We start from the raw sequence: 13,674 nt of genomic DNA on the forward strand, positions 1-13,674 counted from the left end.
AAAAATGCCCTCACAATGGAGGGCATTTCAATCTAATCTAAATTAGATTTTAGTCTTTTAATCCACCAAAACCAGCATTCAGTAATTCTGCTAAGTTAGCAGATGCTTCATCAGCACTGATTGTTGTTTCAGTTTCATCTGTCGGCAGTTGTGATTGACGACGCTTCATACGATCTTGGTGATACGCATATCCAGTACCAGCTGGGATCAAGCGACCAACAATAACGTTTTCTTTCAAGCCACGTAATTCATCACGTTTACCCGCTACCGCAGCTTCCGTTAGAACACGAGTTGTTTCTTGGAACGATGCAGCAGAGATGAAGGATTCAGTTGCCAGAGATGCTTTCGTGATACCTAACAGGTCACGAGCATACGTTGCTGGTACTTTACCATCATCTTCCAGAACACGGTTTGATACTTTAACGCGAGCGTATTCAACCTGTTCACCTTCGAGGAACTCAGAGCTTCCTGCGTTCGCAATGGTGACTTTACGTAGCATCTGACGAACGATAACTTCGATGTGTTTATCGTTAATCTTAACGCCTTGTAAACGGTAAACTTCCTGTACTTCGTTAGTGATATAGCGAGTAACCGCGTGAACACCACGTAAGCGCAGAATGTCGTGTGGTGACTCTGGACCATCGGAGATAACATCACCGCGTTCCACAACCTCACCCTCGAATACGTTAAGCTGACGCCATTTAGGGATCATCTCTTCGTATGCATCGCTACCGTCTAATGGAGAAATAACTAGACGACGTTTACCTTTAGTCTCTTTACCGAACGATACAATACCGCTGATTTCAGCAAGGATTGCAGGCTCTTTCGGACGACGAGCTTCAAACAGGTCAGCAACACGTGGCAGACCACCGGTGATATCTTTAGTACCGCCAGATTCTTGTGGAATACGCGCTAAAGTGTCACCTGCGTTAATTGTAATGCCATCGTCTAACTGAACAATTGCTTTACCTGGCAGGAAGTACTGTGCTGGCATATCAGTATTCGGGATCAATACATCTTTGCCTTGTGCATCAGTGATGCGCAATGCTGGACGTAAATCTTTACCGCTACCTGTACGCTCTGCTGAATCCAGAACAACCAGTGAAGAAAGACCTGTTAATTCATCTGTTTGACGTGTGATAGTTTGACCATCAACCATGTCAGCAAAACGAATGATACCAGATACTTCACTCACAACTGGCATTGTATGTGGATCCCAGTTAGCAACAGTTTCGCCACCGTTAACCGCTTCGCCATCACCTTTCGCTAATTGAGCACCGTAAGGCACTTTGTAGCTTTCTTTCGTACGACCGAATTCGTCAATTAAACGTAATTCAGTGTTACGAGAAGTGATAACTAATTTACCTGCAGTATTGGTAATGAATTTCGCATTGAACAGCTTCAGAGTACCTTTATTACGTACTTGAATGCTAGATTCTGCTGCCGCACGAGATGCCGCACCACCGATGTGGAACGTACGCATCGTTAACTGTGTACCTGGTTCACCGATTGACTGTGCCGCGATAACACCGATAGCTTCACCTTTGTTGATGATATGACCACGAGCAAGGTCACGACCATAACATTTAGCACATACACCGAAGTCTGTGTTACAGGTTACAACTGAACGTACTTTCACGCTGTCAACTGAGTTTTCTTCTAACAGGTCACACAGTTTTTCGTTTAACAGGGTGTTACGTGGAACAAGAATATCGGCAGTACCTGGTTTCAGAATATCTTCCGCAGCCACACGACCTAATACACGTTCACGCAGTGGCTCTTTAACATCACCACCTTCGATAACCGGAGTCATCATAACACCTTCGGTTGTACCACAGTCGTCTTCTGTTACGACTAAGTCTTGTGCAACGTCAACTAAACGACGAGTCAAGTAACCGGAGTTTGCTGTTTTCAGTGCGGTATCCGCAAGACCTTTACGAGCACCGTGGGTTGAGATGAAGTACTGGAGTACGTTCAGACCTTCACGGAAGTTCGCTGTGATTGGTGTCTCGATGATTGAGCCATCTGGCTTAGCCATCAGACCACGCATACCTGCTAACTGACGGATCTGAGCTGCAGAACCACGAGCACCGGAGTCAGCCATCATAAAGATGCTGTTGAAAGATACTTGTTGTTCTTCTTCACCATTACGGTTAATAACGGTTTCAGTAGACAGGTTTTCCATCATCGCTTTTGCTACGCGCTCATTCGCCGCAGCCCAAATATCGATAACTTTGTTATAACGTTCGCCCGCTGTTACCAGACCGGATTGGAACTGTTCCTGAATTTCTGCAACTTCTGCTTCTGCTTCTGCAATGATCTCTGCTTTTTTAGCAGGGATAACCATGTCATCGATACCTACTGAAGCACCTGAACGTGCTGCGTAAGCAAAACCGGTATACATGATTTGGTCAGCAAAAATAACGGTCGGTTTCAAACCTAATACGCGATAACAGGTATTGAGCATTTTAGAAATTGCTTTTTTACCTAATGGTTGGTTAACCAGCGCGTAAGGTAGGCCTCTTGGTACGATCATCCATAAAATAGCTCGGCCGACAGTTGTGTCTTTTAAGCTAGTTTCAGTAGTGATATTACCTTCGCCATCTTTGATCTCTTCAGTGATACGTACTTTAACGCGTGCGTGTAAAGAGGCTAAACCAGCGCGATAAACGCGTTCAGCTTCTTTAGGACCACTTAGCACCATGCCTTCACCTTTGGCATTGATGCAGTCACGAGTCATGTAGTAAAGACCTAATACAACGTCCTGTGAAGGAACGATGATTGGGTCACCACTTGCTGGAGACAGGATGTTATTTGTTGACATCATCAGCGCACGAGCTTCTAACTGTGCTTCTAATGTCAATGGTACGTGAACCGCCATTTGGTCACCATCGAAGTCGGCGTTGTATGCCGCACAAACGAGTGGGTGTAACTGAATAGCTTTACCTTCGATAAGGATTGGTTCAAATGCCTGAATACCTAAACGGTGAAGTGTTGGTGCACGGTTTAGCATTACTGGGTGTTCGCGGATAACTTCATCTAAGATATCCCAAACAACCGCTTCTTCGCGCTCAACCATTTTTTTAGCGGCTTTGATTGTTGTCGCTAAACCACGGGTTTCCAGTTTTCCGTAAATAAATGGTTTGAATAACTCAAGAGCCATTTTCTTCGGTAGACCACACTGATGCAGACGCAAGTATGGACCAACGGTGATTACAGAACGACCAGAATAGTCAACACGTTTACCTAACAGGTTTTGACGGAAACGACCTTGTTTACCTTTGATCATATCAGCCAAAGATTTCAGAGGACGTTTGTTAGAACCTGTAATCGCACGACCACGACGACCGTTATCTAATAACGCATCCACAGACTCTTGTAACATACGTTTTTCGTTACGTACGATAATGTCTGGAGCTGCTAAATCGAGCAGGCGTTTTAAACGGTTGTTACGGTTGATCACACGACGATATAAATCGTTCAGGTCAGATGTCGCAAAACGACCGCCATCAAGTGGAACCAGTGGACGTAAGTCTGGTGGTAACACAGGCAGTACAGTTAAGATCATCCACTCAGGTTTATTGCCTGATTGCATGAATGCTTCAAGTAACTTGATACGTTTAGTCAGTTTCTTACGTTTGGTTTCAGAGTTAGTTTCATTTAACTCTTCGCGCAGCGTTTCACACTCTTGTTCCAGATCCATGCTCTGTAGCAGGTTCTGAACAGCTTCTGCACCCATCTTCGCATCAAATTCGTCACCGAACTCTTCTAATGCATCAAGATATTGCTCTTCTGTTAAGATTTGTCCGCGCTCAAGGCTGGTCATCCCGCCTTCAACAACAACGTAAGATTCAAAATACAGTACACGTTCAATATCGCGCAGTGGCATATCCAGCAGCAGACCGATACGGGACGGCAGTGATTTCAAGAACCAAATGTGAGCAACTGGAGAAGCTAATTCGATGTGACCCATACGTTCACGACGAACTTTAGTTTGTGTAACTTCAACGCCACACTTCTCACAGATAACACCACGGTGTTTTAAACGTTTGTATTTACCACACAAACATTCGTAATCTTTTACTGGTCCGAAAATACGGGCACAGAAAAGACCGTCACGTTCTGGTTTGAACGTACGGTAGTTAATTGTTTCTGGCTTTTTAACTTCACCAAATGACCATGAACGGATCATATCAGGTGATGCCAGAGCAATTTTGATCGCATCAAACTCTTCGGTCTTGGTTTGCGCTTTCAGAAACTTTAATAAGTCTTTCACGAAATGGCTCCTGTCGGAGTTAGACCTGCCAGGCAAATGACCCCTGTCATTCACCCCTTTAAACCAGTGTAGTCACTGTTTGACAGACTGCCATTTCTAGCAGTCTGTCTATATGGAATACGTTATTCGTCTTCCAATTCGATGTTGATACCCAGTGAACGGATCTCTTTCAACAATACGTTGAACGACTCTGGCATACCTGGTTCCATCTGATGGTTACCATCAACGATGTTTTTGTACATTTTGGTACGACCGTTAACGTCATCCGACTTAACAGTAAGCATTTCTTGAAGAGTATAAGCTGCACCGTATGCTTCCAGTGCCCACACTTCCATCTCCCCGAAACGCTGTCCACCAAACTGCGCTTTACCACCAAGAGGTTGCTGAGTAACTAAGCTGTACGAACCGGTAGAACGGGCGTGCATCTTATCATCAACTAAGTGGTTCAGTTTCAGCATGTACATGTAACCAACAGTTACTGGACGCTCAAATTGTTCACCTGTACGACCATCGAAAAGTGTAATCTGCCCAGAAGTTGGAAGATCAGCTAATTTCAGCATCTCTTTAATTTCCATTTCTTCTGCACCATCGAACACTGGTGTTGCGGTTGGCATACCTTTTTTCAGGTTTTCAGCCAGACGTAACACTTCTTCATCGCTGAAGGTGTCCAGATCAACTTTCTGACGAGGTGCCATACCCAGATCGTAAGCTTTCTGGATAAATTCACGTAACTTAGCAACTTCTTGTTGCTGTTTCAGCATCGCGTTGATCTTATCACCGATACCTTTAGCAGCCATACCCAAGTGAGTTTCAAGGATCTGACCGATGTTCATACGTGATGGTACACCTAGTGGGTTCAGTACGAGGTCTACTGGATTACCGTTTTCATCGTATGGCATGTCTTCAATTGGGTTAATCTTAGAGATAACACCCTTGTTACCATGACGACCCGCCATCTTATCACCAGGTTGGATCTGACGTTTAACTGCCAGGTAAACCTTAACGATTTTCAGCACGCCTGGTGCTAAATCATCGCCTTGAGTGATTTTACGACGTTTGGCTTCCAGTTTCTTCGCGAACTCAGCTTTCAGTTCATCATACTGTTCAGCTAATTGTTCTAACTGGTTTTGCTTCTCTTCATCCGCAATACCCAGCTCTAACCAACGTTCACGAGGTAATTTATCTAATTTCTCAGCTTCAATACCGCCAGCAATCAGAACACCACGGATACGAGCGAATAGACCAGCTTCAAAGATACGCAGTTCTTCAGTTAAGTCTTTCTTAACTTCACGTAACTGTGATTCTTCGATTTCTAATGCACGTTTATCTTTTTCTACGCCATCACGGGTGAAGACTTGTACGTCGATAACTGTACCAGACACACCATTAGGAACACGTAGAGAAGAATCTTTAACATCAGACGCTTTTTCACCGAAGATAGCACGTAGCAGTTTCTCTTCTGGAGTCAGTTGAGTTTCACCTTTAGGTGTTACTTTACCAACCAGAATGTCACCACCTTTCACTTCAGCACCGATATAAACGATACCTGATTCATCCAGTTTAGATAACGCTGCTTCACCGACGTTCGGGATATCAGCAGTGATCTCTTCAGGCCCTAACTTAGTATCACGAGAGACACAAGCGAGTTCTTGAATGTGGATAGTAGTGAAACGGTCTTCTTGAACAACACGCTCAGATACAAGGATGGAGTCCTCGTAGTTATAACCATTCCATGGCATAAATGCCACGCGCATGTTTTGACCTAATGCTAACTCACCAAGGTCTGTTGAAGGACCATCAGCTAACACGTCACCGCGATCAACAGGTTCACCTAAAGATACGCAAGGAGTTTGGTTAATACATGTGTTCTGGTTAGAACGGGTGTATTTAGTCAAGCTGTAGATATCGATGCCCGCTTCACCAGCGTAAGTTTCTTCTTCGTTAACTTTGATAACGATACGAGAAGCATCAACATACTGAACAACACCACCACGTTTAGCAACCGCAGTAACACCGGAGTCAACCGCTACAGCACGTTCCATACCTGTACCTACTAGTGGTTTATCACCACGAAGTGTAGGAACAGCCTGACGTTGCATGTTCGCACCCATCAATGCACGGTTGGCGTCATCGTGTTCAAGGAATGGGATCAGTGAAGCACCGACAGAAACAACCTGTTGGGTTGAAACGTCCATGTACTGAACTTGGTCACGACTAAATAAGCTTGACTCACCTCTATGACGGCAAGTAACTAATTCTTCAACGAAGTGATTGTCATCGTCTAATACGGAGTTAGCCTGAGCAATGATGAAGTTACCTTCTTCGATTGCAGACAGATAGTGAATTTCATCTGTTACGGCGTTGTTTTCAACAACACGGTAAGGCGTTTCTAGGAAACCGTACTCGTTAGTCTGTGCATAAACAGATAATGAGTTGATAAGACCGATGTTTGGACCTTCAGGCGTTTCGATTGGGCACACACGACCGTAGTGAGTTGGGTGTACGTCTCGAACTTCAAAGCCTGCACGTTCACGGGTCAAACCACCTGGGCCTAATGCAGAAATACGACGTTTGTGCGTAATTTCTGATAGCGGGTTATTCTGATCCATAAACTGTGATAACTGGCTAGAGCCAAAGAATTCTTTGACAGCAGCAGAAATCGGTTTTGCGTTGATCATATCTTGTGGCATTAATGCATCAAGATCGCCTAAAGACAGACGCTCTTTAACTGCACGTTCAACACGCACCAGACCAACACGGAATTGGTTTTCAGCCATTTCGCCAACAGAACGAATACGACGGTTACCTAAGTGGTCGATATCATCCACTTCACCTTTACCATTACGGATATCAATCAGTTTTTTCATTACTTCAATGATATCTTCTTGGCTCAGGATGCCAGAACCTTCAACTTCGTCACGGCTTAACGAACGGTTGAACTTCATACGACCTACAGCAGAAAGATCATAACGATCTTCAGAGAAGAATAAGTTCTCAAATAAGTTTTCTGCAGCTTCGCGTGTAGGTGGTTCACCAGGACGCATCATGCGATAAATTTCGACTAACGCGCTTAAACGATCGTTTGTAGGATCGACGCGAACAGTTTCTGAAATATAAGCACCATGATCTAAGTCATTGGTAAACAGAGTTTCAATTGTTTTATGACCAGCTTGACTTAAGCGAGCTAACACATCTAAAGAGATTTCCATGTTAGCAGCACAAATCAGTTCACCTGTCGCTTCATCAATATAGTCACGAGCAACCACTTTACCTGCAATGTATTCAACAGGTACTTCAATGCGGTCAACTTGCTCTTTTTCTAATTGACGAATATGGCGAGCGGTAATACGACGGCCTTTTTCGACATACACTTTGCCGTTTGCTTCAATATCAAATGAAGCAGTTTCACCACGCAGACGTTCAGGCACTAATGTCATCATCAGCTTGTTGTTGCTGATTTCAAACAGTGTTTTTTCGAAGAATAATCCTAAGATTTCTTCAGTGCTGTAGTTCATTGCGCGTAAAATGATAGTCGCAGGTAATTTACGGCGACGGTCAATACGGACAAAAAGGTTATCTTTAGGGTCGAATTCGAAGTCTAACCATGAGCCACGATAAGGGATAATACGTGCGTTATACAGTACCTTACCTGAAGAGTGTGTTTTACCTTTGTCACTATCAAAGAACACACCAGGGCTACGGTGTAACTGGGAAACGATAACACGCTCAGTACCATTGATAACAAAAGTACCATTATCGGTCATTAATGGGATTTCACCCATATAGACTTCTTGTTCTTTGATGTCTTTAACGGTGCCTTCTGGGGCTTCACGTTCATAAATGACTAGACGCAGTTTTACACGCAGAGGTGCTGAGTAAGTTACACCGCGGATCTGACATTCTTTAACATCAAAAACAGGCTCGCCTAAGCGGTAGCTGACATATTGTAATTCAGCATTACCACTGTAGCTTTGGATAGGAAATACGGAACGGAAAGCTGCTTCCAGACCGTTTTGACCATCAGGATCTTGCTCGATGAACTTCTGGAACGAGTCAAGTTGGATAGAAAGGAGATAGGGAACATCCAGAACTTGTGGACGTTTACCAAAATCCTTACGAATACGTTTTTTCTCGGTATAGGAGTAAACCATAGGGTTCCTCAGCTCGCTGAAAAGTGACCCACTCTGCCTGTCCTTAACTTTTTAAGGATGGCTCGACATTCTGCTAACACTATTTTTTTGTAGGTAGGAAAACAACTATTTTCCGAATATTCATTGCTATTACTCTTAAATCATTTCATTGTGTCGAGCTCACTACCGAGCTTTCGAGAACGTGGATCGTAGTGATTAACACAGTATATTAAGTCGTCAATAGCAAAAAATATTGAAGTAATGAGACACCAAAAAAGTGTGAAAAAGTGACTCTTACCTTACAGCGCAAAAAGGCTGGTGACCAAAAAATCACCAGCCATCAGCCGTTAGGCTGCACTCTGGGAAGTTAAATTATTTAACTTCAACCTCAGCGCCTGCTTCTTCCAGAGCTTTCTTCAGAGCTTCAGCATCATCTTTGCTTACGCCTTCTTTCAGAGCTGCTGGTGCAGATTCTACTAAGTCTTTAGCTTCTTTCAGGCCAAGACCGGTAGCGCCACGTACTGCTTTGATTACTGCTACTTTGTTACCGCCGATAGCTTTCAGGATAACGTCAAATTCAGTTTTCTCTTCAGCAGCTTCTGCTGGACCCGCAGCAACAGCAACAGCTGCAGCAGCAGATACACCGAATTTTTCTTCCATCATAGAGATCAGTTCAACAACGTCCATTACAGACATTTCAGCAACTGCGTTTAAGATATCGTCTTTAGAAATAGACATAACAAGTGTTCCTAAAATTCAGAAAAAGTTTATACGTAAATAAAGCAACGAAGAAATTGGCTATTAAGCAGCTTCTTTCTGATCGCGCAGAGCAGCCAGAGTGCGAACCAATTTGCCTGCAGAGGCTTCTTTCATGGTTGCCATCAGGCGTGCGATTGCTTCATCGTAAGTTGGGAGTGTAGCCAGACGATCGATGTTCGAACCTGGGATAAACTCACCTTCAAAGGCAGCCGCTTTAATCTCGAATGCTGGGTTCGCTTTCGCGAATTCTTTGAACAGACGAGCTGCAGCGCCCGGATGTTCAGCAGAAAATGCAATCAAGGTTGGACCAACAAATGCATCTTTCAGTACTTCATAAGAAGTACCTTCAACAGCACGACGCAGAAGTGTGTTACGTACTACACGTACAGTAACGCCAGCTTCACGACATGCTTTACGCAGTTCGGTCATTTTAGCTACAGTAACGCCACGGGAATCCGCAACAACTGCAGAAAGCGCACCTTTGGCAACTTCGCTGACTTCAGCAACAATCGCTTGTTTGTCTTGAAGATTTAGTGCCATTAGCTTCTTGCTCCTGGATTAACCGAGTAAAAACTCGGGACTCACATCACTTATGACCACAATGGTATAAGCGCTAAAACACGGTGAGTAGAATCCAGAATATATAATTCTTTATTGGCTCTCTCACCGTCTACGCAGGAAAATTAAGTAATTACTTACACCTGCGGTCTTGGACGGGGTCTGGATAGGCCAGACTCCAACCGAAATTCAGAGAATTTAGTTATGCAGACTTAAATAAAATACCACATAGCTAAACTCAAGGCGTCAAATTCTATACAAATTTGACGCCAAGGTAAAGTCTTTTATGACTTTAGTCTAATCTAAGATTAAACTGTCGCGCTCAAGCTAGCTTGATCAATAGCAACACCTGCACCCATAGTGGTAGACAGGCTTACTTTCTTGATATAAACGCCTTTCGCTGCTGATGGTTTTGCTTTTTTCAGAGCAACCAGCAGAGCTTCTAAGTTTTCTTTCAACTGAGCTTCGTTGAAATCAACTTTACCGATAGTGGTATGGATAATACCATTTTTGTCGTTACGGTAACGAACCTGACCAGCTTTAGCATTTTTAACTGCTTCAGCAACGTTAGGAGTTACAGTACCCACTTTCGGGTTTGGCATTAAGCCACGTGGGCCAAGGATTTGACCTAATTGACCTACAACGCGCATTGCATCTGGAGATGCGATAACAACGTCGAAGTCCATTTCGCCAGCTTTAACTTTAGCAGCTAAGTCGTCCATACCGACTAATTCAGCGCCTGCTTCTTTAGCAGCTTCTGCATTTGCACCTTGTGCGAATACAGCAACGCGAACTGAACGGCCAGTACCGTGTGGAAGTACAGTTGCACCACGAACGTTTTGATCTGATTTACGTGCATCGATGCCAAGGTTAACAGCAACGTCAACGCTTTCAACGAATTTAGCAGTAGCCAGTTCTTTCAGTAAAGCAACAGCTTCAGTAATTTCGTACTGTTTAGTTACTTCAACTTTCTCACGGATATTGCGCATGCGCTTGGTTAGTTTAGCCATCAGATTAATCCTCCACTACCAGGCCCATGGAACGAGCAGTACCTTCGATTGAACGCATCATAGCTTCAACGTCAGCACCAGTCAGGTCCGCAGCTTTAGTTTCTGCGATTTCACGAACTTGAGCAGAAGTAATTTTACCTACTTTCTCTTTGTTCGGTTTGCCAGAACCTGATTTCACGCCCGCAGCTTTCTTCAGCAGAACTGCTGCTGGAGGAGTTTTGGTAACGAAAGTGAAAGAACGGTCAGCATAAACTGTAATAACAACAGGAATTGGTAAACCTTTTTCTACGCTTTCAGTTTTAGCGTTGAATGCTTTACAGAATTCCATGATGTTAACACCTTGTTGACCCAGAGCTGGACCAACTGGTGGACTTGGATTAGCCATACCTGCAGAAACTTGCAGTTTGATATAGGCTTGGACTTTCTTAGCCATTAATTAATTCCTCAATTTGGGTATATCGCCCGGCTAGGGCTCCCCGATTTTACTTTGTTTTGCCTTATAGCAAAACAACTCAAAACGAAAGGTGGAAAATTGTAGATAACTTTTCCACCTTTTGCAAGAAAGCAACGTAAAAAGGTTTAACCTTTTTCAACCTGACTAAAGTCTAACTCAACTGGTGTTGCACGACCGAAGATTGATACAGAGACTTTTAAGCGGCTTTTTTCGTAATCAACTTCTTCAACAACACCGTTAAAGTCAGCGAATGGACCATCGCTAACACGAACCATTTCACCTGGTTCAAACAGTGTTTTAGGACGTGGTTTATCACCAACTTGTTGTAAGCGATTCATAATCGCATCAACTTCTTTATCGCTAATTGGTGCAGGTCTGTCAGACGTTCCGCCAATGAATCCCATAACACGAGGTACATTACGTACTAAGTGCCAAGTTGCATCATTCATGACCATTTGGACAAGAACATAGCCTGGGAAAAATTTACGCTCACTTTTGCGACGTTGACCGCTACGGATCTCAACCACTTCTTCGGTTGGAACCATAACTTCGCCGAATGAGTCTTCCATTTCGTTTAATTTGATATGTTCACGCAGAGACTGTGCAACACGGCCTTCAAAGCCCGAAAATGCCTGAATGACATACCAGCGTTTTTTTGGAGAATCAGTCATGAACACCTCACAGGCCAGTAATAAATGAAACAAAACGAACCAGAATGCCATCCAGTCCCCAAAGAACTAATGACACAATAGCCGTCACTGCAGCAACAATCAGGGTTGTTTGCAATGTTTCTTGACGTGTTGGCCATACTACTTTACGCATTTCAATGCGCGCTTCGCGAGCAAATGCTAATGTTGCTTTACCTTGTGTTGTCCACAACGCGATCCCACCCGCTGCTACGAACAAAGCAACAACAGCTAAAGCTCGTAACGCTAGGTTAAATTCACGGTAAAGATAGTTGCCACCCACTGCTACTGCCAGCAATAAAACGGTAATGATCCACTTAGCGATATCACCACCGCGTTTGCTATCTTGAGCTCCGCTATTCGCACTCATAAATTAACCTGTCATATGATGTAAATAAATAGCCAGCTTGCCTCGCAAGAGCAAAACAAATCAGACTAACCATAAAATCAACTATGATTGCATCTGACACAGTGTCATATCTCTATGACATTCGTATCTGCAAGATACTGGACTCGATTCGTTGTATCAGAGCCTATCTCACCAATAATTTCCATCAAACTAGTGATGAGATAGGTTCTTTTTCAAACAACGCATAAAAAGGGCATCAATTGATGCCCTTCTCTAGGAGAATTACGCGAGTAATTAACCTAATACTTTAGCAACAACGCCCGCACCTACTGTACGGCCACCTTCACGGATAGCGAAACGTAAACCGTCGTCCATCGCGATTGGGTGAATCAGATCAACGATCATATTGATGTTGTCACCTGGCATTACCATTTCTACGCCTTCTGGTAATTCGATAGTACCAGTTACGTCAGTTGTACGGAAGTAGAACTGTGGACGGTAACCTTTGAAGAATGGAGTATGACGACCACCTTCATCTTTGCTCAGAATATAAACTTCTGATTCGAATTTAGTGTGTGGCTTGATTGAACCTGGTTTAGCCAGTACTTGTCCACGTTCGATTTCTTCACGTTTAGTACCACGCAGCAGAACACCTACGTTCTCACCTGCACGACCTTCGTCAAGTAATTTACGGAACATTTCAACGCCAGTACAAGTTGTTTTAACTGTTGGTTTGATACCAACGATTTCAACTTCTTCACCAACTTTAACAACACCACGCTCAACACGACCAGTTACTACTGTACCACGGCCTGAGATTGAGAATACGTCTTCGATTGGTAACAGGAATGGTTTGTCAATTGCACGCTCTGGTTCTGGGATGTATGAATCCAGTGCTTCTGCTAATTCAACAATTTTTGCTTCCCACTCAGCTTCGCCTTCCAGTGCTTTAAGCGCTGAACCACGGATTACTGGAGTGTCGTCACCTGGGAAATCGTATTGAGACAGAAGTTCACGAACTTCCATTTCTACTAATTCCAGTAACTCTTCATCATCTACCATGTCACATTTGTTCAGGAATACGATGATGTAAGGAACACCAACCTGACGACCTAACAGGATGTGCTCACGAGTTTGTGGCATTGGGCCATCAGTCGCAGCAACTACCAGGATAGCTCCGTCCATTTGCGCAGCACCAGTGATCATGTTTTTAACATAGTCGGCGTGACCTGGGCAGTCTACGTGTGCGTAGTGACGAGTTGGAGTATCGTATTCTACGTGTGAAGTAGAGATGGTGATACCACGAGCTTTTTCTTCTGGTGCGTTATCGATTTGATCGAATGCACGAGCAGCACCACCGTAAGTTTTAGCTAAAACTGTAGTGATTGCAGCAGTCAGAGTTGTTTTACCGTGGTCAACGTGGCCGATAGTACCAACGTTAACGTGCGGTTT

The 13,674-nt window shown here is 43.9% G+C and carries 9 protein-coding genes; all 9 read right to left on the minus strand.

Annotated elements, in window-relative coordinates; all coding sequences use genetic code 11:
• Positions 1-49: 49 nt before the first annotated feature.
• Entirely contained in the window at positions 50-4,276 is a 4,227-nt protein-coding gene (rpoC, locus tag GWI68_RS03605; protein ID WP_166539415.1) for a DNA-directed RNA polymerase subunit beta', read from the minus strand.
• Between the two features lie 122 nt (positions 4,277-4,398).
• The gene (gene rpoB, locus GWI68_RS03610; protein ID WP_166539416.1) at positions 4,399-8,427 is read right to left on the minus strand and encodes a DNA-directed RNA polymerase subunit beta; all 4,029 of its coding nucleotides are present in this window, start codon (positions 8,425-8,427) and stop codon (positions 4,399-4,401) included.
• A gap of 351 nt (positions 8,428-8,778) precedes the next feature.
• Positions 8,779-9,144, minus strand: coding sequence for a 50S ribosomal protein L7/L12 (rplL, locus tag GWI68_RS03615; RefSeq protein WP_023583093.1), 366 nt, complete (start codon positions 9,142-9,144; stop codon positions 8,779-8,781).
• A gap of 63 nt (positions 9,145-9,207) precedes the next feature.
• Positions 9,208-9,705 carry a 50S ribosomal protein L10 gene (gene rplJ / locus GWI68_RS03620; protein ID WP_088494388.1) on the minus strand — a complete coding sequence of 166 codons (498 nt, stop codon included), beginning with the start codon at positions 9,703-9,705 and terminating at the stop codon, positions 9,208-9,210.
• 326 nt (positions 9,706-10,031) lie between these two features.
• On the minus strand, positions 10,032-10,733 hold the full coding sequence (gene rplA / locus GWI68_RS03625) for a 50S ribosomal protein L1 (protein WP_072064767.1): 702 nt from the start codon (positions 10,731-10,733) through the stop codon (positions 10,032-10,034).
• 4 nt (positions 10,734-10,737) lie between these two features.
• Positions 10,738-11,166: a 50S ribosomal protein L11 gene (gene rplK / locus GWI68_RS03630; RefSeq protein ID WP_088494387.1), complete on the minus strand. Its 429-nt coding sequence runs from the start codon at positions 11,164-11,166 to the stop codon at positions 10,738-10,740.
• A 146-nt stretch (positions 11,167-11,312) separates the two neighbouring features.
• Positions 11,313-11,858, minus strand: coding sequence for a transcription termination/antitermination protein NusG (gene nusG, locus GWI68_RS03635; RefSeq protein ID WP_004246900.1), 546 nt, complete (start codon positions 11,856-11,858; stop codon positions 11,313-11,315).
• Between the two features lie 7 nt (positions 11,859-11,865).
• Positions 11,866-12,243, minus strand: a complete 378-nt coding sequence (gene secE, locus GWI68_RS03640) for a preprotein translocase subunit SecE (protein ID WP_023583091.1) — start codon at positions 12,241-12,243, stop codon at positions 11,866-11,868.
• 273 nt (positions 12,244-12,516) lie between these two features.
• On the minus strand, positions 12,517-13,674 hold a 1,158-nt coding region (gene tuf / locus GWI68_RS03645; RefSeq protein WP_166539173.1), incomplete at its 5' end, for an elongation factor Tu.

Origin of the sequence: Proteus sp. G2669, assembly GCF_009915245.1 — a bacterium.
GTDB lineage: Bacteria > Pseudomonadota > Gammaproteobacteria > Enterobacterales > Enterobacteriaceae > Proteus.